The sequence below is a fragment of the Microbacterium sp. AR7-10 genome, assembly GCF_001878835.1.
In the GTDB taxonomy this organism is placed as follows: Bacteria; Actinomycetota; Actinomycetes; order Actinomycetales; family Microbacteriaceae; genus Microbacterium; species Microbacterium commune.
The window spans coordinates 15,926-40,975 of sequence record NZ_MJIR01000060.1 but is presented as its reverse complement, the minus strand read 5'-3'; the positions used below and the strand labels follow the sequence as shown (position 1 = coordinate 40,975).

Annotated in this window: 21 protein-coding genes, 1 pseudogene and 1 riboswitch; of the genes and pseudogenes, 7 read left to right on the top strand and 15 right to left on the bottom strand. The window is 70.1% G+C overall.

Annotated elements, in window-relative coordinates; genetic code table 11:
- The first annotated feature begins 5 nt into the window (after positions 1-5).
- Entirely contained in the window at positions 6-2,222 is a 2,217-nt protein-coding gene (locus tag BFN01_RS08420; RefSeq protein WP_071643527.1) for an NADP-dependent isocitrate dehydrogenase, read from the top strand.
- A gap of 73 nt (positions 2,223-2,295) precedes the next feature.
- On the opposite strand, the gene BFN01_RS08415 is transcribed toward BFN01_RS08420, so the two are convergent.
- On the bottom strand, positions 2,296-3,762 hold the full coding sequence (locus BFN01_RS08415) for a L,D-transpeptidase family protein (RefSeq protein ID WP_256221087.1): 1,467 nt from the start codon (positions 3,760-3,762) through the stop codon (positions 2,296-2,298).
- 207 nt (positions 3,763-3,969) lie between these two features.
- Between BFN01_RS08415 and BFN01_RS08410 the strand changes: the two genes are divergently transcribed.
- Positions 3,970-5,124: an ROK family transcriptional regulator gene (locus BFN01_RS08410; protein WP_256221086.1), complete on the top strand. Its 1,155-nt coding sequence runs from the start codon at positions 3,970-3,972 to the stop codon at positions 5,122-5,124.
- A gap of 169 nt (positions 5,125-5,293) precedes the next feature.
- Positions 5,294-6,073: a glucosamine-6-phosphate deaminase gene (nagB, locus tag BFN01_RS08405; protein ID WP_071643526.1), complete on the top strand. Its 780-nt coding sequence runs from the start codon at positions 5,294-5,296 to the stop codon at positions 6,071-6,073.
- 25 nt (positions 6,074-6,098) lie between these two features.
- On the opposite strand, the gene BFN01_RS08400 is transcribed toward nagB, so the two are convergent.
- Genes BFN01_RS08400 through BFN01_RS08385 form a run of 4 tightly spaced genes read right to left on the bottom strand, consistent with a single transcriptional unit; the run spans position 6,099 to position 9,490 of the window.
- The gene (locus BFN01_RS08400; RefSeq protein ID WP_071643525.1) at positions 6,099-6,494 is read right to left on the bottom strand and encodes an NUDIX domain-containing protein; all 396 of its coding nucleotides are present in this window, start codon (positions 6,492-6,494) and stop codon (positions 6,099-6,101) included.
- Complete coding sequence (locus tag BFN01_RS08395) at positions 6,487-7,848, bottom strand: FAD-binding oxidoreductase (protein WP_071643524.1); 1,362 nt, start codon at positions 7,846-7,848, stop codon at positions 6,487-6,489. Before BFN01_RS08395 ends, BFN01_RS08400 begins: the two co-directional genes overlap by 8 nt.
- 23 nt (positions 7,849-7,871) lie before the next feature.
- Positions 7,872-8,243, bottom strand: a complete 372-nt coding sequence (locus BFN01_RS08390) for a YrdB family protein (protein WP_071643523.1) — start codon at positions 8,241-8,243, stop codon at positions 7,872-7,874.
- Between the two features lie 59 nt (positions 8,244-8,302).
- Entirely contained in the window at positions 8,303-9,490 is a 1,188-nt protein-coding gene (locus tag BFN01_RS08385; RefSeq protein WP_071643522.1) for an N-acetylglucosamine-6-phosphate deacetylase, read from the bottom strand.
- Positions 9,491-9,633: 143 nt separating this feature from the next.
- A riboswitch (ZMP/ZTP riboswitch) is annotated at positions 9,634-9,716 on the top strand.
- A gap of 36 nt (positions 9,717-9,752) precedes the next feature.
- Here BFN01_RS08385 and glyA point away from each other — a divergent pair.
- Together glyA and BFN01_RS08375 are read left to right on the top strand one after the other, a co-directional pair.
- Positions 9,753-11,027, top strand: coding sequence for a serine hydroxymethyltransferase (gene glyA / locus BFN01_RS08380; RefSeq protein ID WP_071643521.1), 1,275 nt, complete (start codon positions 9,753-9,755; stop codon positions 11,025-11,027).
- Positions 11,028-11,125: 98 nt separating this feature from the next.
- The gene (locus BFN01_RS08375) at positions 11,126-12,007 is read left to right on the top strand and encodes a bifunctional methylenetetrahydrofolate dehydrogenase/methenyltetrahydrofolate cyclohydrolase (RefSeq protein ID WP_071643544.1); all 882 of its coding nucleotides are present in this window, start codon (positions 11,126-11,128) and stop codon (positions 12,005-12,007) included.
- A 77-nt stretch (positions 12,008-12,084) separates the two neighbouring features.
- On the opposite strand, the gene BFN01_RS08370 is transcribed toward BFN01_RS08375, so the two are convergent.
- The 9 genes and pseudogenes from BFN01_RS08370 to BFN01_RS08335 form a co-directional block, all read right to left on the bottom strand.
- On the bottom strand, positions 12,085-12,810 hold the full coding sequence (locus BFN01_RS08370; protein WP_071643520.1) for a DUF6882 domain-containing protein: 726 nt from the start codon (positions 12,808-12,810) through the stop codon (positions 12,085-12,087).
- Positions 12,811-12,888: 78 nt separating this feature from the next.
- Entirely contained in the window at positions 12,889-14,118 is a 1,230-nt protein-coding gene (locus tag BFN01_RS08365) for an MFS transporter (RefSeq protein ID WP_083428727.1), read from the bottom strand.
- 46 nt (positions 14,119-14,164) lie between these two features.
- Positions 14,165-14,348: pseudogene (locus tag BFN01_RS15825) on the bottom strand (2-dehydro-3-deoxyglucarate aldolase); the annotation flags it as partial.
- A 2-nt stretch (positions 14,349-14,350) separates the two neighbouring features.
- The coding region (locus BFN01_RS08360; RefSeq protein WP_256221085.1) for an HpcH/HpaI aldolase/citrate lyase family protein at positions 14,351-14,950 on the bottom strand (600 nt) is incomplete at its 3' end.
- Positions 14,935-15,723, bottom strand: coding sequence for a fumarylacetoacetate hydrolase family protein (locus BFN01_RS08355; protein WP_071643518.1), 789 nt, complete (start codon positions 15,721-15,723; stop codon positions 14,935-14,937). The genes BFN01_RS08360 and BFN01_RS08355, both read right to left, overlap by 16 nt.
- Positions 15,720-16,886: a 3,4-dihydroxyphenylacetate 2,3-dioxygenase gene (gene hpaD / locus BFN01_RS08350; RefSeq protein ID WP_071643517.1), complete on the bottom strand. Its 1,167-nt coding sequence runs from the start codon at positions 16,884-16,886 to the stop codon at positions 15,720-15,722. The genes BFN01_RS08355 and hpaD overlap by 4 nt, the downstream gene beginning before the upstream one ends.
- Positions 16,887-17,005: 119 nt before the next feature.
- Positions 17,006-18,526, bottom strand: coding sequence for a 5-carboxymethyl-2-hydroxymuconate semialdehyde dehydrogenase (gene hpaE / locus BFN01_RS08345; protein ID WP_071643516.1), 1,521 nt, complete (start codon positions 18,524-18,526; stop codon positions 17,006-17,008).
- The gene (locus BFN01_RS08340) at positions 18,526-19,206 is read right to left on the bottom strand and encodes a GntR family transcriptional regulator (RefSeq protein ID WP_071643515.1); all 681 of its coding nucleotides are present in this window, start codon (positions 19,204-19,206) and stop codon (positions 18,526-18,528) included. Before BFN01_RS08340 ends, hpaE begins: the two co-directional genes overlap by 1 nt.
- Positions 19,203-20,681 (bottom strand): fumarylacetoacetate hydrolase family protein, encoded by a 1,479-nt coding sequence (locus BFN01_RS08335; RefSeq protein WP_071643514.1) that lies wholly within the window; start codon positions 20,679-20,681, stop codon positions 19,203-19,205. Before BFN01_RS08335 ends, BFN01_RS08340 begins: the two co-directional genes overlap by 4 nt.
- A 135-nt stretch (positions 20,682-20,816) precedes the next feature.
- On the opposite strand from BFN01_RS08335, the gene BFN01_RS08330 reads away from it, so the two are divergent.
- The gene (locus BFN01_RS08330) at positions 20,817-22,220 is read left to right on the top strand and encodes an MFS transporter (protein WP_071643513.1); all 1,404 of its coding nucleotides are present in this window, start codon (positions 20,817-20,819) and stop codon (positions 22,218-22,220) included.
- A gap of 95 nt (positions 22,221-22,315) precedes the next feature.
- Here BFN01_RS08330 and BFN01_RS08325 read toward each other — a convergent pair whose 3' ends face one another.
- Complete coding sequence (locus BFN01_RS08325) at positions 22,316-23,005, bottom strand: IclR family transcriptional regulator (RefSeq protein ID WP_071643512.1); 690 nt, start codon at positions 23,003-23,005, stop codon at positions 22,316-22,318.
- Between the two features lie 105 nt (positions 23,006-23,110).
- Here BFN01_RS08325 and BFN01_RS08320 point away from each other — a divergent pair, with 105 nt between their 5' ends.
- Entirely contained in the window at positions 23,111-24,967 is a 1,857-nt protein-coding gene (locus tag BFN01_RS08320) for an FAD-dependent monooxygenase (protein WP_071643511.1), read from the top strand.
- The last annotated feature ends 83 nt before the right edge of the window (positions 24,968-25,050 follow it).

Genomic DNA, 25,050 nt, shown 5'->3' with positions numbered 1-25,050 from the left:
CCCCGGTGACCGACGACGCCATCATCTACACCTACACAGACGAGGCGCCGGCCCTGGCCACCGCTTCGTTCCTGCCCATCATCAAGGCCTACACCGGTCAGGCGGGCATCGAGGTGGAGACCCGCGACATCTCGCTGGCGGGTCGCATCCTCGCCGCCTTCCCCCAGAAGCTCACCCCCGAGCAGCAGGTCGGCGACGCGCTCGCCGAGCTCGGCGGCCTGGCCACGCTGCCCGAGGCGAACATCATCAAGCTGCCGAACATCTCGGCATCCATCCCGCAGCTCAAGGCGGCCATCGCCGAGCTGCAGGGGCAGGGCTTCGACGTGCCGGACTACCCCGACGAGCCGCAGTCGCTCGAGGAGAAGGACGTCCGCGCTCGCTACGACAAGATCAAGGGCTCGGCGGTGAACCCCGTGCTGCGCGAGGGCAACAGCGACCGCCGCGCCCCGCTCGCGGTGAAGAACTACGCCAAGAAGCACCCGCACCGCAACAAGCCGTTCGCCGAGGGCTCCAAGACCCGCGTGGTCACCATGGGCCACGACGACTTCAAGAGCAACGAGCGGTCGTGGGTGGCCGCCCACGACGACGTGCTGAGCTTCCAGCACGTCGCCGCCGACGGCACCGTCACCGTGCTGAAGGAGGGCCTGAAGGTCCTGCCGCGCGAGATCATCGACGCCACGTTCCTGTCGGCCGCCGAGCTCGACGCCTTCCTCGCCGAGACGCTCGAGCAGGCCAAGGCCGACGACGTGCTCTACTCGGTGCACCTCAAGGCGACCATGATGAAGGTCAGCGACCCGATCATCTTCGGCCACGTCGTGAAGGCCTTCTTCCGCGACGTCTTCGCGCAGTACGGCGACCAGCTCGCCGCGTCCGGCCTCAGCGCCAACGACGGTCTCGGCTCGATCCTCTCCGGCCTGTCGGGCATCGCCGGCGGCGAGGAGATCGCCGCGGCGTTCGAGCGCGCGATCGAGAACGGTCCGCGCCTGTCGTACGTCAACTCCGACAAGGGCATCACCAACCTGCACGTGCCCAGCGACGTGATCGTCGACGCCTCGATGCCGGCGCTGGTGCGCAACGGCGGCAAGCTGTGGGGTAAGGACGGCGGCGAAGCCGACACCATCGCGGTCATCCCCGACTCCTCGTACGCGGGCGTCTATCAGGCCGTCATCGACGATGTCATCGCCAACGGCCCGCTGGACCCCGCGACGATCGGCACCGTGCCGAACGTCGGACTCATGGCCCAGGCCGCCGAGGAGTACGGCAGCCACGACAAGACGTTCGAGATCGCGTCGGACGGCATCGTGCAGGTGCTCGACAGCGAGGGCACCGTGCTCATCGAGCACACCGTCCGTGCCGGCGACATCTGGCGTGCGACCCAGACCAAGCACATCCCGGTCATGGACTGGGTCAAGCTCGCCGTGACGCGGGCCCGCGCGACCGGCGCTCCGGCGGTGTTCTGGCTCGACGCGAACCGCTCGCACGACGCGCAGATCATCGCCAAGGTGCACCAGGGCCTCGCCACGCTCGACACCAAGGGCCTGACGATCACGATCCTCGCCCCCGAGGAGGCGACGCGGTACACGCTCGCGCGCATGCGGCACGGCCTCGACACCATCTCGGTGACGGGCAACGTGCTGCGCGACTACCTGACCGACCTGTTCCCGATCCTCGAGGTCGGCACCAGCGCCAAGATGCTCAGCATCGTTCCGCTGCTGGCCGGCGGCGGTCTGTTCGAGACCGGTGCGGGCGGCTCGGCGCCGAAGCACGTGCAGCAGCTGGTCGGCGAGAACTACCTGCGCTGGGACTCGCTGGGCGAGTTCTTCGCCCTGGCCGCGTCGCTCGAGCACTTCGCCGACCGGACGGGCAACGAGAAGGCGCGGATCCTCGCGGAGACGCTGGATGCCGCGACCGGCACCTTCCTCGAGGAGGACCGCTCGCCGGGTCGCGCGCTCGGCACGATCGACAACCGCGGCAGCCACTTCTACCTCGGCCTGTACTGGGCGCAGGAGCTGGCGAAGCAGACGAAGGACGCCGACCTCGCCGCCGCCTTCGCACCGATCGCGGAGACGCTCGCCGCGAACGAGCAGAAGATCGTCGACGAGCTGAACGCCGTGCAGGGGCAGCCGGTCGACATCGGCGGCTACTACCGTCCGGACACGGCCAAGGTGGATGCCGCGATGCGTCCGTCGGCGACGCTGAACGGCGTGATCGACGCGCTCTGACGCAGGGACGCAAGAGGCCGGATGCTCAGCATCCGGCCTCTTCTGCGTCACGGCGCCGATCGGCGCCGGGGGATCAGTCGTGCACCCAGACCTCGGTGCCCTTCGTCGCGAACTCCCACACGTAGCGGGCGGCATCGATGCTCATGTTCACGCAGCCGTGGCTCATCGGCGTGCCGAAGTTGCTGTGCCAGTAGGTGCCGTGCAGGGCCTCATCGCCGTTGAAGTACGTGATGTAGGGCACGTTCTCGGTGACGTACTTGCTGCCGTCGGCGTTCGAGCCGCGCATGTCCTGGGTGCGCAGCTGCGCGTACACGCGGAACCGGCCCTTGTCGGTGGGAGTGGCGCTCGTGCCGGTCGACACCGACCACGACTTCACAAGCTTCTCGTTCTCGTACAGGTACGTGCGCTGCTCGCTGAGGTCGACCTCGACGCGACGGAACAGGCTGGTCGACTCGAAGGGCGTCGCGGTCACGGGAAGCGCGAAGGTGGCGTCGCCGCTCGTCAGCTTCTCGGCGAAGTCGCCGGCGGTCGTCGAGGTGTCGCCGAGCACGCGACCCTCCTTGCCCTCGGTGAGCGCCTTGAGAACCGTGCCGTCCGAGTCGACGATGTTCCGCGCGTTGACGATCTCGCGGTTCACCTGGGCCGGGAGCGCGTCGACCGACGGCTGGATCTTGGCGGGATCCGCCGAGATCGTCAGCTCGCCCTCCACGGCGTCGACCGTGAGCCACGACGCGACGACCTCGGGCGCCAGGGGCACCGTGCGCTCCTCGCCGACGTAGAAGCCGGCCTGTGCCAGCATCCCGTTCAGCTGCTCGACGGTCGTGGCGGCCTTGCTGTCGGTGATCAGCGGCGGCACCTCGACCGGAGCGGCGGAGTAGTCGAACGAGCTCTCGCCCGCCGCGATCGCATCGGTGAATGCGGCGGCCAGGCCGTCGACCGACACTCCCGTGCCCGGCACGGCCGGCGTCGCGGTGTAGGCCTGCGCGGCCGCATCGAACACGACCGTCGCGTCGGTGGCCGGGGTGTAGCTGGAGGGGACGGCGGCGCGCAGCGCGCTGTCGGCGGTCTCGGCGTCGAGCGTCACGTCGGCGGTGATCGGCTCGCCCATCCAGGCGCCGAGATTCCACATCGGGCGCTCGGCGAAAGCCTCATCGGTCAGGGCGGCGGCATCGATGCTCGCACCGAGGTCGGCACCGGCGAGGGTCGCCCCATCACCGGCGTCCGTCAGCTGCACCTCGGTCGACGCCGTGCGCGCGCTGACGGCTTCTGCCGCCATGCCGGGTGTCATGAAGCCGACCGGCACACCGGCGACCGTCGTACCGGGGGCGATGAGCATCAGCGATGCGGCACCGGCGGCGAGAGCGAGTGCACCGGCACCCAGCCCGATCCACAGTCCGAGCCGACGCTTCTTGGGGGCAGGCTCCATCGGCGCCCACTCCATGGGGGGAGTGCCTGTCGACGGCGGCTGAGCCATCGTCTCGGTGTCAGATGAGACGGCGTTCGACTGGCCGGTGCCGGGTCCGGAGATCAGATCGGTCACGGACTCACCCCCCTAGATGCTTCGTGACATGTCTTTTCATGGTACGGGACGTGTGGTAACGGAGAGGCAACGTCGACGGGGCGCGGCCCGGGTGGGGGTAACGTTTCGATAAAGCGATGCGACGACGACGGGCGGGTGTTGCGCGGGGCCGGTTCGGAAGGTGTACTAACAAATGTGTCTCCCTTCCTTGATCGCGGATCGCCCGCCGTGGCGCCCGGTGCCCTGAGCGGCTCGTTCGGCGGCGGCGGCAGTCGCGGGCTGCGGGCGACGGGCAAGGTGCTGCCCGAGCAGGCACGGGCGCACAACCGCTCGCTCGTGCTGCAGACGCTGTACCACCGCGGTGAGATGAGCCGAGCGGATCTCTCCCGCGAGACCGGCCTGACCCGCGTCACCATCTCCGACCTGGTGGGGGAGTGCATCGCCGACGGCATCGTCCGCGAGATCGGCGTGCGCGAGGCGGCCGGCCCTGGCAAGCCGCCGATCGTCATCGACATCGATCGCGACGGCCACCAGATCATCGGCGTCGACCTCTCCGGCACAGACCGCTTCGAGGGCGCCGTGCTCAATCTCGACGGCGAGATCCTGCACCGTCGCACCGTCGCGCTACCCGCCGACGTGCTCGCCGATCAGGCCTACGCCGCAGTGACGGAGCTCGTGCGCGAGCTGATCGCGGACGCGGACCGGCCGGTGCTCGGCATCGGGGTCGGAAGTCCCGGCATCGTCCGTCCCGACGGAACCGTGCTCAGCGCTCCGAACCTCCACTGGAGCGACCTTCCCCTCGAGCAGCGCCTGCATGACGAGTTCGCCCTGCCGGTGCTGGTGCGCAACGACGCGAACGCGGCCGTCCTGGCCGAGTACACCTTCGGCGGCGCTCGATCCGACCTCATGCTCATCCGGATCGGGCGAGGCGTCGGTGCCGGGCTGATCGCCGGCGGACGGGCGGTGATCGGCGGACGCTTCGCCGCCGGCGAGATCGGGCACGTCGTGACAGGCACCGACGACGGCCCGCCGTGCGCATGCGGGAGGCGCGGCTGCCTCGAGGCCTGGGTCAGTGCCCCGCACCTGCAGAGCACGATCGACGCCGACCCCTCGCGTCGTCCGGATGTCCTCGCCCACGCCGGCGCTCGTCTGGGCATCGCTCTCGCGCCCATCGTCGCGGCTCTCGACCTCTCGCAGGTGGTGCTGGCGGGATCCCCCGAGCTGCTCGAGGGCGACTTCGTCGACGCCGCGACACGCACGCTGCACGAGCGCACGCTCGACGGCGTGTTCGCCGACGTCGTCATCCGCCTCACCCGGCAGGAGGACATCGTGCTCAGGGGCGCCGCGGTGATGGTCCTCTCCGCGCAGCTGGGGGTCTCGTGATCGGCGGGGCTGCGGCGATCCGCCATCGAGACGCCGTTTCCTCCGTCGCTGCGGCTCGATGAGAGAATCGAGCTGGTGCCCGCCGATTTCCCGGTCGCGGCGATCGGCGCTGCGCTGCTGAGCTCTGCGCTCGCCGAGATCGACCCCTTCGAAAAGGAGATGCCCGTTCATGGCTGAAGTCGTGATCCTCGAGAGCAAGGCCGCCGCCGGCGCGCTCGTCGCGGACGAGATCGTCCGTCTCATCGACGAGGTGAAGAACCCGGTGCTCGGACTCGCCACGGGGTCCACCCCGCTGCCGGTCTACCAGGCCCTTCGTGAGCGGCTGGCCGGGCACGATGTGTCGCACGTGCGCGGCTTCGCCCTCGATGAGTACGTCGGACTCGACGCCGCACATCCCGAGAGCTATCGGTCGGTGATCACCCGCGAGGTCATCGAACCGCTCGGGCTCGACCCCGATCTGATCCGCGTTCCGAACGGCGACCTCGAGACCATCCGCCACGCCGGCGATGACTACGAGCGCGACATCATCGAGGCGGGCGGCGTCGACATCCAGCTGCTGGGCATCGGCACCGACGGGCACATCGGCTTCAACGAACCGGGCTCGTCGTTCGCGTCCACCACGCGTCTCAAGACCCTCACCGAGCAGACCCGCGAGGACAACGCGCGCTTCTTCGACTCGCTCGACGAGGTTCCGCGTCACTGCATCACGCAGGGGCTCGGCACCATCCTGCGCGCACGTCACCTCGTGCTGCTCGCGTTCGGCGAGTCGAAGGCGGATGCGGTCGCCGCCGCTCTCGAGGGACCGGTGAGCGCGATCCTGCCCGCGTCGGCCGTGCAGCTGCACCCGCACGTGACGGTCGTGCTCGACGAGGCCGCCGCCTCGAAGCTCGCCCTGCGCGACTACTACCGCTACAGCTACGACAACAAGCCGTCCTGGCAGGGCATCTGACCGGGCCCTCCGCCGATCGCCTGGATCAGGTCCAGGCGATCGGCAGCAGGTGCTCCGTGCTGAGCGGCGCGAGCGGCACGCTCGTCCAGTCGCCGGGCTCGAGCCAGCGCAGCTCGGCGAGCTCGGCCTGCACGACCACGTCGTCGGGCCGGGCGCGCAGCGCGAACGCGTCGGCGATCACCCGATGATCGGGCTCGTTCGCCGCTGCCGAGACGAACGTGCCCAGCGGCGTGAGATCGGCCTCGACGACCTGCAGCGACAGCTCCTCGTCCAGCTCGCGGATGAGGGTGGCGGCGGCGCTCTCTCCCGGCTCGGGCTTGCCACCCGGCTGCATGAACCTCGTGGTGCCGCGCTTGCGCACGACGAGGGCGCGCCCGCGGTCGTCGACGATCACGGCGGCGCTGACCCTGATGTCAGGCATCCGCGAACACCTTGCCGGGGTTGAGGATGCCCTGAGGGTCGAAGACGCGCAGGATCTGCCGCTGGATCTCCCACTGGTCGTCGCCGAGCTCCTCGGCGAGCCAGCGGCTCTTCAGGATCCCGACCCCGTGTTCGCCGGTGAGCGTGCCACCGAGGCGGATCGCGGCGCGGAACAGCTCGTCGGCCGCAGCCCAGATGCGCGGCGGCACGATCTCGCCCTCGAAGATGAAATTCGGATGCAGGTTGCCGTCGCCGGCATGCGCGACGGTCGGGATGCTCACGCCGAACTCGCGCTCGATGGCCGCGATCTCGTCGAACATCGCCGCCATCGCGCTGCGGGGCACCGCGACATCCTCGATCAGGGTGGTGCCGAGCGCCGCCATGGCCGGATGCATCGAGCGGCGCACCGCGAGAAGGCGCTCGCCCTCGATCGGGTCGTCGGTGAGCACCACCGAGCCGCCGGCCTCGCGAAGCACGCTCGCGATGCGCTCGGCGTCCGCGCGGGCCGCGGGGCCGTCGGTCTGGATGGTCAGCTGAGCGGCGCCCGACGCCGGGGCGGGCAGCAGCAGCAGCGCGTGCACGGCCGCGAGCGAAGCGGCATCCATCAGCTCCATGATCGACGGCTGCACACCCGCGGCGGTGACGGCCGCCGAGCCCGCGGCGGCGTCGCGCACGGTGGGGAACGCCGCGGTGATCGTGCACACCGCCCCCTCCACGAGTCGGCGCAGTTTGAGGGTCGCGCCGACGATGACGCCGAGCCTGCCCTCCGAGCCGATCACGAGCGAGGTGAGATCGAGGCCCGTGACGCCCTTGACGGTGCGGTGGCCGAGCCGCAGCAGCCGACCGTCGGCGAGCACGATGTCGACGCCCAGCACGGCATCGCGGACGACTCCGTACTTCGCGCAGAGCAGTCCGCCGGCCCCGGTGGCGATGTTGCCGCCGACCGTCGAGATCTCGCGGCTGGCGGGGTCCGGCGGCCACCACAGATCGTGCGCGGCCAGCTGCGCGTTCAGCTCGGCGTTCAGGATGCCAGGCTCGACGACCGCGAGCAGGTCGTCTTGACGCACCTCGAGGACCCGGTTCATCCGCGCGGTGGACAGCACGATCTCTCCCGGGCCCGCGTTGGCGGCACCCGCGAGACCCGTTCCCGCACCCCGCACCACGACGGGGGTGCCCGTGGCGGACGCGATGCGCATCACCCGCTGCACGTCGTCGACCGAGCGGGCGTGCACGACGGCGATCGGCGCTCCCGAGGAGCGATGGCCGCTGCGATCCGCGCGGGCGTCGTCGAGCACGTCGGCGGCGGTGTCGACGATGTCGCCGAGCTCGCGCTCAAGACGCTCGAGGACGGTCATGCTCGGGCCCGCTGCACGACGGATCAGTCCAGTGCTCGTCGTCCGGCGATGACGCCGGAGGTGACGGCGACGACAGCGAACGCGATCCCCGCCCAGGCCTGACCCATCGACCACCATGCCAGGGTGACACCGACGTAGATGAGCACCTCGACCACCGCACGCAGGAACGGGTGCAGGCGCAGCACCGGGCGGGGGGAGAGGAAGAGAGCCCAGATCAGCAGCGTCGCCACCGGCGCCCCGATGCCGACGACGATGCTCCACGGCATCGGCCATTCACCGAAGCCCCACAGCGCGAGCGAGGCGAGGGCGGCGATCAGCACCAGAACACGGACGATGTCGAGCGGAGTGATCGTCGGACGCTGGACGCCCGGTTCTGCGGCGGTGTTCTGGGACATGCTCCCAGTCTATTCGGCGCTCTGCGGGACGCCATTCTCGTCGGTCGGTGCCCGCCCGCTCAACGGCGTGCGGCGTCTCCGACCCACACGCGCGCCACCTCGAACCCGGCGCTGAGCAGCACCGCATCCGCGACCATGCCGGGCCGCAGCGCACCCAGCGAGTCACCGCGGCCGATCGCCCGCGCGGGGGTGGCGGTGAGCGCCTGGACGGCGTCGCCCAGAGGAACCCCCGCCTCCACCGCCCGGCGGAGCGCCACGTCCTGGGTGAGCGTCGACCCCGCGATGGAGCCGGTGCCGTCGGTGCGAGCCATGCCGTCCTTCACCGTCACCTTCACCGCCCCGAGGTCGTAGTGCCCGTCGGCGCTGCCGGCCGCGGCCATGGCATCCGTGATCAGCGCGACGCGACCCGGCGCGATGTCGAAGAGCAGCTTGATGACGGCGGGGGAGAGGTGGAAGTTGTCGGCGATGCCCTCGAGCACGACCCGGGGGTCGGCCGCGGCGGTCAGCACGGGGCCCGGCGCGCGGTGGTGGATGCCGTTCATCGCGTTGAACGCGTGGGTGAGGATCGTCGCCCCGGCGTCGAACGCCCGACGTGCGATGTCGGCATCGGCATCCGTGTGCCCGACCGCCGCCGCCGCTCCGGCGGCGACGACCAGGCGCACCGCGTCGAGTCCACCGGGCAGCTCGGGGGCGATGGTCACCTGTCTGACGGTCCCCCGTCCGGCGTCGAGCAGCCGCGACACGTCGGCGGACTGCGGATGCCGCAGCAGCGACGGTTCGTGCGCGCCCTGGTGCCCCGGATCGAGGAAGGGACCCTCCAGGTGGCTGCCGAGGATGTCGGCGTCGGTCTCGACGAGGTCGGCGATCGAGGCGACCTGCTCCGCCAGCTCGTCGACCGTCGCCGTGACGAGCGAGATCACCGCGCGCGTCGTGCCGTGGCTGCGATGCATGTCGCGTCCGCGGCGGATGGCCTCGATGCCGTCGTCGTATGCGACACCCGCTCCGCCGTGACCGTGGATGTCGATGAAGCCGGGGGTGAGCAGGGCATCCGGTCCCGCGACCGCGGTCGCGTCGATCACCTCATCGGCGGGCGCCCAGTCGTCGCCGGTGCCGCGCGCTGCCACCCGTCCGTGCTCGAAGCGCACCCAGCCGTCCTCGACGATGCCGGCGTCGCCGTCCACGATCCGCGCGGAGTGGATCACGCGCGAGCCGCGGAAGTCGGTGGTGATCGCCTGTGTCAGGGGCATCGTCTGCTCCGGAATCTGTCGAGTGCCCGGCCGCCCGAAGCGCGGGGGGCCCGAGAGGATGATGAACCGAATGTATCGCGGCGAGGGAATGTGACGCGGAGGGCGCCCGCGCGCGGGGGACACCAGGCCTCGATCCGCTAAGCTTCTTGCGTCGCGACTGGCGTCTGGGTGGGTCACCACCGGGGAGCGGCCTCATAGGAATCGACCGCGCGCCTGGGCCGATGAGGAACACCCCTATTTCCCGTGTGAACAGGAGACCGTCATGACCGACCGCTACTTCAACGCCCCGCTCGCCGAGGTCGACCCCGAGATCGCCGAGGTCCTCGATCGCGAGCTGAAGCGTCAGCAGACCTTCCTCGAGATGATCGCGTCCGAGAACTTCGTGCCCGTCTCGGTGCTGCAGTCGCAGGGCTCGGTGCTCACCAACAAGTACGCCGAGGGCTACCCCGGGCGCCGCTACTACGGCGGCTGCGAAGAGGTCGATGTCGCGGAGGAGCTCGCGATCGCCCGCGCCAAGGAGCTGTTCGGCGCCGAGTTCGCCAACGTGCAGCCGCACTCCGGAGCCACGGCCAACGCCGCCGTGCTGCACGCCATCGCGCGCCCCGGCGACACGCTGCTCGGCCTCTCGCTCGACCAGGGCGGCCACCTGACGCACGGCATGAAGATCAACTTCTCGGGCCGGCTGTACGACATCGTCGCCTACGGCGTGAACCCCGAGACCTCGACGATCGACATGGACGAGGTGCGTCGCCTCGCCCTCGAGCACAAGCCGAAGGTCATCATCGCCGGCTGGTCGGCCTACCCGCGCACCCTCGACTTCGCCGCGTTCCGCGCGATCGCCGACGAGGTCGGCGCTCTGCTGTGGGTCGACATGGCGCACTTCGCCGGCCTCGTCGCCGCGGGCCTGCACCCGAACCCCGTGCCGCACGCGCACGTGGTCTCGTCGACCGTGCACAAGACCATCGGCGGCCCCCGCTCGGGCTTCATCCTCACCAACGACGCCGACATCGCGAAGAAGATCAACTCCGCCGTGTTCCCCGGTCAGCAGGGCGGCCCGCTCATGCACGTGATCGCGGCGAAGGCGACCGCGTTCAAGATCGCCGGCACTCCGGAGTTCAAGGAGCGCCAGGAGCGCGTGCTGCGCGGTGCGGCGATCATCGCCGAGCGCCTCTCGCAGCAGGACGTGAAGGACGCCGGCATCGCCGTGCGCTCGGGCGGCACCGACGTGCACCTCGTGCTCGTCGACCTGCGTGACGCCGAGATCGACGGCAAGCAGGCCGAAGACCTGCTGCACGAGATCCACATCACGGTGAACCGCAACGCGGTGCCCAACGACCCCCGCCCGCCGATGGTCACCTCGGGTCTGCGGATCGGCACCCCCGCGCTCGCGACCCGCGGCTTCGGCGACGCCGAGTTCACCGAGGTCGCCGACGTGATCGCGCTGGCGCTGCAGCCCGGCGCCGACGTCGAGGCGCTGCGCGCCCGCGTGGACGCGCTCGCCGCCGGCTTCCCGCTGTACCCCGACCTGCAGCAGTAAGCCGCACGAACACGCGTGAGAAACCACGTCGCGCGTGAGACACCCGTTGCGACGCGGTGTCTCACGCGGAATGTGGTCTCTCGATGAAGGGAGCGGTCATGACCGCGAAGATCCTCGACGGGAAGGCGGCCGCCGCCGCCATCAAGACCGAGCTGGCCGAGCGCGTCGCGGCGCTGCGCGAGCGCGGCATCGTGCCCGGCATCGCGACGGTGCTGGTCGGCGCCGATCCGGCGTCGCAGCTGTACGTCGACATGAAGCACAAGCAGTCCGAGGCGATCGGGATGAACTCGATCCAGCGCGAGCTGCCGGCGGATGCCACGCAGGCCGACGTCGAGGCTCTGATCGACGAGCTGAACGCCGATCCCGACTGCCACGGGTACATCGTGCAGCTGCCGCTGCCGAAGCACCTCGACACCGATGCGATCCTCGAGCGCATCGACCCGGCGAAGGATGCCGACGGACTGCACCCGACCAACCTCGGGCGGCTCGTGCTCAACGTCAACGGCCCCATCCACACGCCGCTGCCGTGCACGCCGCGCGGCGTGATCGAGCTGCTGCTGCGCAACGACTACGACCTGAACGGCAAGCACGTGGTCGTGGTCGGCCGCGGGGTGACGATCGGCCGTCCGATGGGGCTGCTGCTCACCCGCCGCGCCGTCAACGCCACGGTCACCCAGGTGCACACCGGCACTCCCGACATGTCGCCGTACCTGCGTCAGGCCGACGTGATCGTCGCCGGTGCCGGGGTCAAGCACCTCATCAGGGCGGAAGACGTGAAGCCGGGGGCCGCGGTGCTCGATGTGGGCGTCACCCGCGAGGACGACCCAGAGACGGGGAAGTCCCGCGTCTACGGCGACGTGCACCCGGATGTCGCTGAGGTCGCCGGCTTCGTCTCGCCGAACCCCGGCGGCGTCGGCCCGATGACCGTCGCCCTGCTCATGACGAACGTCGTCGAGGCAGCGGAGCGCGCCGCCGGCTGATCAGGCGGTGCGGCGCCGGAGGCGGGTGGGGCCGTCTGGTGCCGGAGGCCGGCCGGCTGTCCGATGCGGGAGGCAGGTCAGGCTGTCGCCGAGAGCCGACCGCGGATGCCGGTGATGCGCGCGTACTCGTCGAAGTCGAAGGTCGCAGACCCCGTGGCGTCGGTGACCTCGGCCGCCGAGAACGCCTCGTCGGCCCACTCCAGCCGCCACCCGGCCAGGCGCGCGAGATCCCACACCGACGAGCGCGGATCGCTCAGCTCGAGGTCGCTCAGCACGCGGGGGAGGGCGGCGACCGCGGCGGCGACGGAGAGCGGGGGCAGCGGCACATCGAGCAGCAGCACCGCCCTGGACCCGCCGCCGAACGGCGCGGAGTAGTACGGCGAGCGGCCCGTGATCTCGACGGCGGCCGCGCCGATCACGTCCGCGATGTCGACGATCCACGCGTCCACGTCATCGCCGACGTCGTCGGGGAACGCCTGCTCGCCCCGGGTCAGCTCGGTGATGCCGTGCTGCTCGCCGTACACACGCAGCGCGTCGGTGATGCCGCTGCGGTCGCCCTGCGGCAGCGCCCACGACCACATCAGCGAGCGCGGACCGGGCGCGATGGAGACGAGCAGGTGCGGCACCGCCTCGAGGGTGCGGGCGAGGTCGTCGTGCGCGGTGAACGCGAACGTGCCCGTGGCCAGATCGGCATCCCAGCGGTGCTCGCCCAGCGACGAGGTCGCGGCGGCGAGCTGATCCTGACGGAGGGCGGTGAACAGGGCGGCGCGGTCGGCCAGCGCGCGAAGCGTCTCGAAGCTCATGCTTCCAGTCTGGCGGCGGATGCTATGACCCGCCGACGCGTCTTCTGAAAGGTGGCTATGGTCACGTCGTCGCCTGGATCAGTCCCGCGCGGTCGCCGCCTCGGTGCGGCCCATCCGCCACACGCTCGGCACCATGACCGTCGCGAGGGCGATCGCGGCGTACAGGATGCCCGAGGTGATCAGCACGGTCGCGGGGGCGGCGTGCGTGATCAGCCAGCCGTACACGAGCGTGCCGATCGGCATGACGACGAAGCTGCCGAGCATGTCGTAGCTCGAGACGCGGCTGAGCTTGTCGAGCGGGATGTTCTCCATCATCGCGACGTTCCACCCGGTGCTGAAGACCTCCGCACCGGCGCCGGCGAGGAACGCGGCGATCGCCACGATCACCACCGCGGGGTGCAGCCCGAGCATGGTCAGCGGGATCGCGAACAGGCTCATCCCCAGCATCCCGAAGCGCAGCGGCCGCCTCAGCGGGAACCACATCAGCACCAGCGTCATCAGCAGCACGCCGAGACCCTCCGCGCTGACCACCCAGCCCCACCCGGCGATGCCCAGGCGCTCGTCGTTCTTCGCGATGTAGGGGCCGACGACGCCCCACGCGCCGACGTGGATGGCGTTCATGATCATGAACGCGAGCACGACGACGACCAGCCACGAGCGGCTCCAGAACTCCGACCAGCCCTCGCGCAGATCGGCGAACAGCGAGAAGCCGCCGTCGCCGGCCGGCGGAGGCAGCCGGACCATGGCGAGGATCGGGATGGCGAGAAGCCAGCCCGCCATCTGCACGATCATCGCCCAGGCGGGGCCGACCGTGGTCACCAGGATCCCGGCGATCACCGGGCCGCCGATCGTGACGGCCGAACGCACGAACGAGAGCATGGCATTGGCCTGCTGCAGATTCTCGGCACTGGTCAGCTGCGGGATGATGCCCTGCATGGCCGGCATGACGAACGCCGTCGACGCGCCGTTCACCGCCGCGAGTGCGGCGACCGCGGGGATGCTCGCGGTGCCGGTGAACAGCAGCACCGCGATCGTGCCGATCGAGAGGATGTCGAGCACGTAGCAGACCTGGATCACCAGCGCGCGGGGAAGACGGTCGGCGACCACCCCGCCGAACAGCAGGAAGACGACGTTGGCGACTGTGAACGCGGTCAGCACGAGCGACAGGCTGAACGGGTCGTTGTCGATCTCGAGTACGGCGAAGGCCAGGGCGATCGACGACATCGCCCCGGCCACCATCGTGATGGCCCTGGCGAGGAAGAACCAGCGGAAGTTGCGGTCGGCCATCGCCGCGAGCCCGCGGCTCACGACGGCATCCTCGGGTCCTGCACCCGTCCATCCTGGCACCGGGACGTCAGTAGGTGTCGGTCTCGTCGGCTCCGGAGGCCGGGATGAAGCGCGCCGCGAGCGCCTCCGCGCCTCGGGCGAGGATGGTCACATCGGCGCTCGCCGACAGGAAGTGCGCGCCTGCGGCGAGGTACGAGTCGGCGCCGGCCGGATCGAACGCGTTCACGCCGACCTTCTTGCCCGCGGCCGTGNNCACGGCCGCGAGCACGTCGGGGTGCGACTGCTGACCGGGAAGGCCCATGGACGCCGCGAGGTCGGCGGGTCCGACGAGCACGCCATCGACACCGTCGACCGCGGCGATGTCGGCGGCCGCGTCCACGGCATCCGCGGATTCGATCTGCACGAGCAGCGAGATCGTCTCGGATGCGTTCGGCACGTACCCGGCCACCCGGCCCCAGCGGCCGCTGCGGGCGAGGCCCGAGCCGACGCCGCGCACGCCCTCGGGCGGGTAGCGGACGGCCGCGACCGCGGCCTGCGCCTCTGTGGCGGAGCCGACCATCGGCACGAGCAGGTTCTGCGCACCCGTGTCGAGCACCTGCTTGATGATCACCGCGTCGTTCACCGGCACCCGCACGATCGTCGGCACCCGGTACGCGGCGATCACCTGCAGCTGCTGCTGCACGGAGACGACCGTGTTCGGACCGTGCTCCATGTCGATCAGCAGCCAGTCGATGCCCGACCCCGCGCAGATCTCGGCGTTCAGCGCCGTTCCGGTGCTCAGCCACATGCCGATCAGCGGACGATCGGCGGCGGCCAGCGCGTCGCGGAAGGTGGGCTCTAGACGAAGCGGCATGCGATCGTTCCCATCTCGCGGTAGTCGCACAGCACCTCGTCGCCGCGCTCGACCCACATCGGCCGTGTGAACGATCCTGCCAGGATGATCTCGCCGGCCTCCAGCCGCGCGCCGTGCTGGTGGAACTTGTTCGCCAGCCACGCCACGCCGGTGGCGGGATGCCCGAGCACGCCGGCGGCGACACCGGTCTCCTCGATCTGACCGTTCTTCGAGAGCACGCCGGGCACCCAGCGCAGGTCGATCTCGTCCGGTCGCATGTGCACGTCGCCGAGCACCATCGCGCCGTAGGCGGCGTTGTCGCTGATCGTGTCGACGATCGTGCGCCCCTCCAGCTCGATGTGCGAGTTGAGCACCTCCAGCGCGGGCACGGCGTAGTCGATCGCCGCGAGCGCGTCGTCGAGCGTGCAGTCCGGCCCCTCGAGGGGCGAGCGCAGCACGAATGCGAGCTCGACCTCGATGCGCACGTTCGAGAAGTCGTCGAACGGGATCTCCGACCCGGTCGGGTAGACGGTGTCGTCGAACATCACGCCGTAGTCGGGCTCCGTGATCCCCGTCGCCTGCTGCATGGCGCGCGAGGTCAGGCCGATCTTGCGCCCCACCAGGCGACGCCCGGCGGCGACCTGCGAGTCGCGCCAGACGCCCTGGATGGCATAGGAGTCCTCGATCGTGGCATCCGGGTACCGGGCCGTGATGCGCGGCATCACGCCGCGCGTCCGCTCGGCCTCGGCCAGCTCCGCCGCGAGAGCGGCGATCGTCTCGGCCGGGAGGGTCACAGCTGGTGCCCGAGCTTGTACTCGCCCTGCTTCCACTGGGGCATGGACTCGTCGCCCTCGTCGGGACGGGTGTACGAGAAGCCGTCCGCGCCGATGGTCACGGCCATCTCGCTCGAGTCGGTGCGGGCGCGCACGGGCTGAGGGTTGCCGTCGAGGTCGAGCACGAGCGACGCGTCGGTGTACCAGCTGGGCACGACGGGGTTGCCCCACCAGTCGCGGCGCTGGTTGTCGTGCACGTCCCACGTGACGACCGGGTTGTCGGGGTCGCCGGTGTAGTAGTCCTGGGTGTACACCTCGACGCGGTGGCCGTCGGGGTCGCGCAGGTAAAGGTAGAACGCGTTGCTGACGCCGTGGCGACCCGGGCCGCGCTCGATCGCGTCCGAACGGCGCAGCGCGCCGAGCTTGTCGCAGATGGCGAGGATGTTGTGCTTCTCGTGCGTCGCGAAGCACACGTGGTGCATGCGCGGGCCGTCGCCGCCGGTCATCGCGGTGTCGTGCACCGTGGGCTTGCGGCGCATCCACGCCGCGTAGACGGTGCCCTCGTCGTCCTGGATGTCCTCGGTGACGCGGAAGCCGAGGTCCTGCATGTAGCGCACGGCGCGTGGCACGTCGGGGGTGACCTGGTTGAAGTGGTCGAGGCGCACGAGCTCGCCGGGGATGTGCAGGTCGTAGCGCCACGACATCCGCTCGACGTGCTCGCTCTGGTGGAAGAACTCGTAGGGGAAGCCGAGCGGGTCGACCACGCGCACCGAGTCGCCGATGCCCTTCACGAACCCGTCCGGGTTGCGGCGCACGTCGCAGTCGAGCTCGGTGTAGAACTCGACGGCGCGATCGAGGTCCTCGGGGGTGCGCACCCGGTACGAGAACGCCGCGACGGCTGCGATCTCGCCCTTGCGCAGCACGAGGTTGTGGTGGATGAACTCCTCGGTCGAGCGGAGGTAGATCGCGCTGTCGTCCTCTTCGGTCACGTACAGGCCGAGCACGTCGACGTAGAACTCGCGCGAGGCGGCGAGGTCGGTGACGACGAGCTCCATGTAGGCGCAGCGGAGGATGTCGGGCGGGCTCGCGACGGGCGTCGCGATGGGATCGTCGGTGTGGATCGGCGCCTCCTGGCTCACGTAGAAGCCGGAGGAGGTGAGGGTCTTGCCTGCGTGGTCGGTCATGTCAGCGTCCTTGCTCTGTGAGTTTCTTCGGAACCGCCCTTCGCTCCGGTATGAGTTGGTGCCGCCTGATCGGCGTCGCAGCGGCACGAACTCATACGGGAGCGAGAGGCGGGTGCGGGTCAGCGGGGGTCGGGGTCGTCCAGGTCCTGCTTGCCGAATGCGGGGTTGTGCGGTGCGCCGAGCGTGATGTGCACGCTCTGCTGGTCGGTGTAGAAGTCGATCGAGCGATACCCGCCCTCGTGCCCGAGCCCGGATGCCTTGACGCCGCCGAACGGGGTGCGCAGGTCACGCACGTTGTTCGAGTTCAGCCACACCATGCCGGCCTCGACGGCGCCGGCGAAGTTGTGGGCGCGCTTGAGGTCATTGGTCCAGATGTACGCGGCCAGTCCGTACCGCGTGTTGTTCGCCAGCGCCAGCGCCTCCTCCTCGGTGTCGAAGGGCGTGATCGCGACGACGGGGCCGAAGATCTCCTCCTGGAAGATGCGGGCATCGGGGGCCACGTCGGCGAACGCGGTCGGGGCGACGTAGTTGCCGGTCGGGAAGCCCTCGGGACGGCCGCCGCCGGCGATCAGGCGGCCCTCGGTCTTGCCGATCTCCACGTAGCTCATGACCTTCTCGTAGTGCTCGGGGTGCACCAGGGCGCCGACCTCCGTGGTCGGGTCGTGCGGGTGGCCGACCTTGACGCGCTGGGCGATCGCGGCGAAGCGCTCGACGAACTCGTCGTAGACGCCGCGCTGCACGAGGATGCGGCTGCCCGCGGTGCAGCGCTCGCCGTTGAGCGAAAAGACGCCGAAGACGCAGGCATCCACCGCGGTGTCGAGGTCGGCGTCGTCGAAGACCACGGCGGGGCTCTTGCCGCCCAGCTCCATCGACAGGCCCTTCAGGAACGGAGCCGCGTTGCCGAAGATGATCTGGCCGGTGCGGCTCTCGCCGGTGAACGAGATGAGCGGCACGTCCGGATGCTTGACGAGTGCGTCTCCGGCGTCCTCGCCGAGGCCGTTGACGAGGTTGAACACACCCTGCGGCAGTCCCGCCTCTTCGAAGATCCCCGCCCACAGCGATGCCGACAGGGGAGTGAACTCGGCGGGCTTGAGCACCACGGTGTTTCCGGTGGCGAGTGCGGGGCCGAGCTTCCACGACTCGAGCATGAAGGGGGTGTTCCACGGCGTGATGAGACCCGCGACGCCGATCGGCTTGCGGTTGACGTAGTTCATCTGCTTGCCGGGCACCTTGAACGCGTCGTCGGCCTGAGCGACGATCAGGTCGGCGAAGAAGCGGAAGTTCTCGGCGGCGCGGCGGGCCTGGCCGAGCGCCTGCGTGATCGGCAGACCCGAGTCGAACGACTCGAGCTCAGCGAGGCGCGCGTCACGCGACTCGACGATGTCGGCGATGCGGTGCAGCACACGCGAGCGCTCGCGGGGCAGCATGCGCGGCCACGGGCCCTCGGTGAACGCGCGACGGGCGGCGGCGACGGCACGGTCGATGTCGGCCTTCTTGCCGGCTGCGGCGCGCACGTACGTCTCGTTGGTGACGGGGTTGAGCACCTCGAACGTGTCGCCGTCGATCGAGTCGACGAATTCGCCGTCGATGTAGTGCTGGATCTTCGTGGGGAGGTCTGCGGGGGTGTAGACGTCGGTCATCATCGTCCTTCTTCGCTGGTGTGGGAGTGCCGGGCAGCCAGGAACGCGTCCCGGGTGCGCCAGCGATGGCTTCGTGCGGACAGCTCGATCTCGAGCGGCTCGGCGCCGTCGCGGATCAGCTGGAGGATCTGCTCGTGCTCTTCGACCGAGTGCCGGGCGCGCCCCGGCACGTAGGCGAAGGTGGTGTCCCGGATGCCCGAGAGCCGGGCCCATCCGCGGTGCACGAGGTCGAGGATGTGCGGGTTGGGGCACGGCTCGAACAGCACCGCGTGGAACTGCTGGTTCAGCTGGGTGAAGCGGTGCGCGTCGAAGTGGTCGAGCAGGGCGCGCATCTGATCGTTGATCTGCTCGGCGCGAGCCAGCGCGTCGTGGTCGAGCAGGGGCGCCGACAGCGCGGTCGCGGAGCCCTCGACCAGGCCCAGAGCCTGCATGGTGTGCGCGTACTGGTCTTCGTCGATCAGCGAGACGTACGCGCCCACGTTGCGCTCGAAGGTCACGTACCCTTCGGCCTCCAGGCGCCGGATGGCCTCGCGCACCGGCACGACGCTCATCTGCAGCTCGCGCGCGATCCCGCTCAGCACGAGCCGGTAGCCGGGCCCGTACGCGTGCGAGGCGATCCGCGAGCGCAGCCATGTGTAGGCCTGCTCGGACTTGCTGACCTCCCGCACGAGGGTGCTCATCGTTCCGCCGGTTCCTGCGCGAGCGACGCGAGATGAAGGGAGTACTTCGCGCGCCACTCGGCGTTCATCGGGAACAGCCCGTCGACCGCGTTGCCCGCGGCGACCTGCTCGGCGATCCAGGCATCCTCGTCCTCCTGCGCCAGCGCCGCGTCGGCGACCTCCTCGGCGAGAGCCGCGGGGATGACGATCACCCCGTCGCCATCGCCGACGATCACGTCGCCGGGCTGCACGGTGGCTCCACCGCAGCCGATCGTGACGTCGAACTCCCACGGCACGTGCTTGCGGCCAAGCACCGAGGGGTGCGCGCCCTTCGAGAAGACCGGGAGGCCGATCTCTGCGACGGCGTCGAAGTCGCGGACTCCGCCGTCGGTGACGACGCCGGCGGCACCGCGGGTCTTCGCGCGCAGCGCGAGGATGTCGCCGAGCGTGCCGGTGGTCTCGTCGCCTCGGGCCTCGATGACGATGATCTCGCCCTCGTCGACCGCGTCGAAGGCGCGCTTCTGCGCGTTGTACCCGCCGCCGTGGCTGGTGAAGAGGTCTTCGCGCGCCGGCACGAAGCGCAGGGTCTTGGCCGTGCCGACGATCTTCGCGCCCGGCAGGTTGGCGGAGAGGCCGTCGATGAAGCAGGAGCGCAGACCGCGCTTGCGCAGCTGGCTGGACAGGCCGGCGGTCGGGGCGGCCTCGAGCTTCGCGCGCAGCTCGGGGGACAGGCCGCTCTGCTGCTCGACGGCGGGCAGACCCGCGAGCTCGCGCGAGCCCCATGCCTCGGCGCGCTGGAGGTCGTCGACGGCGGGCATCGAGCCGAGTGCGGGGTCGAATTCGACCTCACCCTGCGTGACCGTCGTGCGCAGCCGCCCTGACGACGGGGCGCCGGGGGCATCCGGAGCATCCACCTCGACCTCGACCACGTCGCCGGGCACGATCACGCTCGACCCGGCCGGGGTGCCGGTGAGGATGATGTCGCCCGGTTCGAGCGTGAAGTGCTGCGAGAGGTCGGCGACCAGCTGGGGGAGGGGGAAGAGCAGGCCGGCGGTGGTGTCGTCCTGGGCGAGTTCGCCGTTCACCCACGCGCGCACCCGCAGCGCTGCCGGGTCTACCGATGCGGCGGCGATGAGCTCAGGCCCGACGGGTGTGTACCCGTCGCCGCCCTTCGACCGCACGTTCGAGCCCTTGTCGTTGGCGCGCAGGTCGTACAGGCCGAGGTCGTTCGACGCGGTGACGGATGCCACGTGCGCCCACGCCTCGTCGACCGAGACGCGGCGGGCCGCGGTGCCGATGATCAGTGCGATCTCGCCCTCGAAGGCGAGCAGTTCGGTGCCGGCGGGGCGCTCGACCACGCCGTCGGTGGCGGCGAGAGAGCTGGCGGGCTTGAAGAAGTACGAGGGGGCGGCGGGGCGACGGCCGCGCTGGTCGGCACGGGAGACGTAGTTGAGGTGGATCGCGATGATCTTGCCTGGTCGGGCGAGCTCGGTCATAGGGCGCCTCCTTGCCGGGTGCACGGGCGACTCTGAGGAGTCCTTGTGCGTCGTATTCGAAATCGTATATGATCCCTCTGCGGGTGGCAAGCATTCCTGCAGACCACCCCCCGACAGAGCCGTCAAAGGAGCATCATGAACGAGCAGTCCCGCCGTTCCCGGGCATCGCGACCCCCCGAGGGATTCACCCCCACCGGCACGATCGCCAATGCGGCCGATCGTCGCCGCGTCGTGTTCGCGACGGTGGTCGGAACCACCGTCGAGTGGTACGACTTCTTCATCTACGCGACCGCGGTCGGACTGGTCTTCGGCCAGCTCTTCTTCGCGCCGCTGGGCGCGAACAGCATCCTGATCGGCTTCGCGACCGTGGGCATCAGCTTCCTGTTCCGTCCGCTCGGCGCCTTCCTCGCCGGGCACTTCGGCGACAAGGTCGGCCGCAAGGTGGTGCTGATGTGGACGCTGATCCTGATGGGGGCGGCGACCGCACTGATCGGCGTGCTGCCCACCTACGACGCGATCGGCATCGCCGCCCCGCTGCTGCTGGTGCTGCTGCGCATCCTGCAGGGTCTGTCGGCGGGAGGCGAGTGGGGTGGCGCGGTGCTGATGGCCGTCGAGCACGCACCCAAGGCCAAGCGCGGCATCTTCGGCGCCTCGCCCCAGATCGGTGTCCCGCTCGGTCTGCTGCTGGCCTCGGGCGTGATGGCGATCATGACGGCGGTCGCTCCGGGCGAGCAGTTCCTGGCCTGGGGCTGGCGCATTCCGTTCCTGCTCAGCGTCGTGCTGATCCTCATCGGCTACTACGTGCGACGCAACGTCGAGGAGAGCCCCGTGTTCGCCGAGCTCGCCGAGCGCAAGGAGGAGGCGCGGATGCCGGTCGTGCAGCTGTTCCGCAAGCACCTGCTGCTCGTGATCGTCGCGGCGCTCGTCTTCGCCGGAAACAACGCCGTGGGATACATGACCACCGGTGGCTACATCCAGAACTACGCCACGAACCCGGACGGCCCGCTCGCTCTCGAGCGCGGACCGGTGCTGTGGGCTGTCACCGGCTCGGCGGTGACCTGGCTGCTCTCGACGCTGCTGGCGGGCTTCGTCAGCGACAAGCTGGGGCGCCGCACCACCTACATCATCGGGTGGGTGATGCAGCTCGCCGGTGTGTTCGCGCTGTTCCCCCTGGTCAACACCGGCGACATCGGTCTGATGTTCGCGGGTCTCGCCGTCCTCACCCTCGGACTCGGCTTCACGTATGGCCCGCAGGCGGCGCTGTACACCGAGCTCTTCCCCGCCAGCATCCGCTTCTCCGGAGTGTCGATCTCGTACGCGATCGGCGCGATCGCCGGCGGTGCGTTCGCCCCGACCATCGCGACTGCGCTGGTGCAGGCGACCGGGACGACGATGTCGGTCACGTGGTATCTCGCGGGCATGACCGTGATCGGACTCATCGCCACGCTGCTGCTCCGCGATCGCAGCGGCATCCCGCTCGGTCCCGACCACGAGGCCGAGCAGGCGGTCAGCCCGATCCGCGGCCTCGCCAGGGCCTGACCTCCCTCGCCTCCGGCTGCTGAACCTCCGCGGGCCTGGAGGCGACTCGCGTCGTCCTCCAGGCCCGTCTTCGTCGTCCGGGGGCCGGTGCGCGCTCAGCCGTCGAGAGCGGCCCGGATGACGTCCACAGAGCGCTGCAGGCGCGCGGCGATGTCGGCATCCGCGACCCGGGATGCCACGTGCACCACCGCGAGAGCCGCCGGACGAACGCCGCGCAGCGGCAGCGGCACGGCGATCGACTTGAGATTCGGGATCACCTCGTCGTGGCTGAGCGCGTAGCCGCGCACGCTCACGGCCTCGACCTCGACGCGCAGCGCCGCATCGACGGCGGGCCACTCGGCATCGCGCAGCTGGGCGAGGATCGCCTTGCCCGGCGCGCCGACCGTGACCGGATGCCTGGTGCCCGGCCGCTGCGCGACATTCGCGACGGCATGGCGCGGCTCGACGCTGGTCAGGGTGATCACCTCGTCCCCGTCGAGCACGGCGAGGAAGGCGGTGTGGCCGAGCTCGTTCGCCACCGCGGTCAGCTCGGGCAGGGCCTCGGCGTGCAGGTCGTGCGCGACGCCGGCGGCGAGCGCCGCCATGCGCGGCCCCAGGGCCATCCGCCCGGACGCGTCGCGCACGACGAGCCGGTGGTCTTCGAGCGTGCGCAGCAGGCGGTACGCGATCGAGCGGTGCACGTCGAGTCGGGTCGCGACCTCGTCGATCGACAGCGGGCCGTCGGCGAGGACCTCGAGGATCCGGATGCCGCGGCTGAGCGTCTGTGAAGCGGGGGCGGCCGTCATCGGCGGCTCCTGTTCTCTTGTGGCGGCCTGCGCCGTCGTATACGATCTGTTCAATAGTAGAACGCTGTGTTCCAATATAGAACACGCCGGAAGGAATCGACGACGATGCAGTTCCACCACCACGGCTATGTCTCCCACGACCCGCGGGTTCTCCCCGCCGAGGGGCTGGGAATCGACCGGCCCGACGCCCTTCCCGACGAGGTGGACGTGCTCATCGTCGGCTCCGGGCCCGCCGGCATGCTGCTCGCCGCCCAGATGTCGCAGTACCCGCACGTGAACACCCGCATCATCGAGAAGCGCGACGGTCGCCTCGTGCTCGGTCAGGCCGATGGCATCCAGCCGCGCAGCGTCGAGACCTTCCAGGCCTTCGGCTTCGCCGAGCGCATCGTCGCGGAGGCGTACAACATCGGCTGGATGAACTTCTGGGGACCCGACCCCGAGAACCGCCAGAACATCGTCCGCACCGCCCGCACGGCCGACTACGCGTACGACATCTGCGAGTTCCCGCACCTGATCGTCAACCAGGCGCGGGTGCTCGACTACTTCGCCGAGGCCGCCGCCGACGGACCGGGACGCATCGTGCCCGACTACGGCGTGGAGTTCGTCGGCCTCACGGTGCACGGCGAGGGGGAGTACCCCGTCGAGGTGCAGGTCATGGATGCCGGCGAGGAGCGCACAATCCGCGCGAAGTACGTCGTCGGCTGCGACGGCGCCCGCAGCGGGGTGCGCAAGGCGATCGGGCGCAAGCACGTCGGCAACGCCTCCGCGCACGCATGGGGCGTCATGGACGTGCTGGTGAACACGGACTTCCCCGACTGGCGCACCAAGTGCGCCATCAACGCCGAGGCGGGCAACATTCTGCACATCCCGCGCGAGGGCGGCTACCTCAGCCGGATGTACATCGACCTCGGCGCGGTCGCCGCTGACGACGACCACCGCGTGCGCCAGACGCCGATCGAGGAGATCATCCGCAAGGCGAACGAGATCCTGCATCCGTACTCCATCGACGTGAAGGACATCGCCTGGCACAGCGTGTACGAGGTCGGCCACCGGGTCACAGACGGGTTCGACGACGTGATCGACGGCAGCGGCCGCACCCCGCGCGTCTTCCTCACCGGCGACGCCTGCCACACGCACAGCGCGAAGGCCGGCCAGGGCATGAACGTCTCGATGCAGGACGGCTTCAATCTCGGGTGGAAGCTCGGCTCGGTGCTCACCGGCCGCAGCCCCGAGTCCCTGCTGGCGACCTACGGCGCCGAGCGCAAGCCGGTCGCGCAGCAGCTGATCGACTTCGATCGCGAGTGGTCGAGCCTGATGGCCCGCAAGCCCGAGGAGATCTCCGACCCGCAGGAGCTCGCGACCTTCTACCTGGGCACGGCCGAGTTCCCCTCCGGGTTCATGACGCAGTACACCTCGTCGATGATCATCGGCACCGACGCGCACCAAGCGCTCGCGGCCGGCTTCCCGCTGGGCAAGCGGTTCAAGTCGGCCGAGGTCACCCGGGTCTGCGACGGCAATGTGATCCACCTCGGCCACCACGCCCGCGCTGACGGACGCTGGCGCGTCTACGCCTTCGGCGACGCGTCGGGAGAGCGACTGAACACCTGGGCTTCGCAGGCCGCCGACGTGTTCGCGCGCTTCACCCCGGCCGACGGCGATGCCGATGCGGTGTTCGACGTGAAGGCGATCCACCAGGGCTCGTACGAAGACGTTGAGGTGACGACGGCACCCGAGCTGTTCGCCCCGAAGACCGGGCCGCTGGGGCTGACCGACTGGGAGAAGCTCTACGCGGCGGCCCCGAGCAAGTGGAACGACACCGACATTTTCGAGACGCGCGAGCTGTCGCGCGACGGAGTCGTGGTCGTCGTGCGCCCCGACCAGTACGTCGCCGCGATCCTGCCGCTGGACGCGGTCGACGAGCTCGGCGCGTTCTTCGACGGGGCGCTGCTGCCGGCATCCTGAACCTGGCCTGAGCGCGAGGCATGACGAGTGTCATGCCGAGATCGTGACACTGCCCTCCGGATGCCGTCGTGCCGAGCGGCCAC

Bases quoted from the DNA above. Each gene is read 5' to 3' on its own strand.
- nagB (WP_071643526.1), top strand. From the start codon at position 5,294: ATGGCTGAAGTCGTGATCCTCGAGAGCAAGGCCGCCGCCGGCGCGCTC.
- BFN01_RS08400 (WP_071643525.1), bottom strand. From the start codon at position 6,494: ATGCCTGACATCAGGGTCAGCGCCGCCGTGATCGTCGACGACCGCGGG.
- BFN01_RS08395 (WP_071643524.1), bottom strand. From the start codon at position 7,848: ATGACCGTCCTCGAGCGTCTTGAGCGCGAGCTCGGCGACATCGTCGAC.
- BFN01_RS08390 (WP_071643523.1), bottom strand. From the start codon at position 8,243: ATGTCCCAGAACACCGCCGCAGAACCGGGCGTCCAGCGTCCGACGATC.
- BFN01_RS08385 (WP_071643522.1), bottom strand. From the start codon at position 9,490: ATGCCCCTGACACAGGCGATCACCACCGACTTCCGCGGCTCGCGCGTG.
- glyA (WP_071643521.1), top strand. From the start codon at position 9,753: ATGACCGACCGCTACTTCAACGCCCCGCTCGCCGAGGTCGACCCCGAG.
- BFN01_RS08375 (WP_071643544.1), top strand. From the start codon at position 11,126: ATGACCGCGAAGATCCTCGACGGGAAGGCGGCCGCCGCCGCCATCAAG.
- BFN01_RS08370 (WP_071643520.1), bottom strand. From the start codon at position 12,810: ATGAGCTTCGAGACGCTTCGCGCGCTGGCCGACCGCGCCGCCCTGTTC.
- hpaD (WP_071643517.1), bottom strand. From the start codon at position 16,886: ATGACCGACCACGCAGGCAAGACCCTCACCTCCTCCGGCTTCTACGTG.
- hpaE (WP_071643516.1), bottom strand. From the start codon at position 18,526: ATGACCGACGTCTACACCCCCGCAGACCTCCCCACGAAGATCCAGCAC.
- BFN01_RS08340 (WP_071643515.1), bottom strand. From the start codon at position 19,206: ATGAGCACCCTCGTGCGGGAGGTCAGCAAGTCCGAGCAGGCCTACACA.
- BFN01_RS08335 (WP_071643514.1), bottom strand. From the start codon at position 20,681: ATGACCGAGCTCGCCCGACCAGGCAAGATCATCGCGATCCACCTCAAC.
- BFN01_RS08330 (WP_071643513.1), top strand. From the start codon at position 20,817: ATGAACGAGCAGTCCCGCCGTTCCCGGGCATCGCGACCCCCCGAGGGA.
- BFN01_RS08325 (WP_071643512.1), bottom strand. From the start codon at position 23,005: ATGACGGCCGCCCCCGCTTCACAGACGCTCAGCCGCGGCATCCGGATC.
- BFN01_RS08320 (WP_071643511.1), top strand. From the start codon at position 23,111: ATGCAGTTCCACCACCACGGCTATGTCTCCCACGACCCGCGGGTTCTC.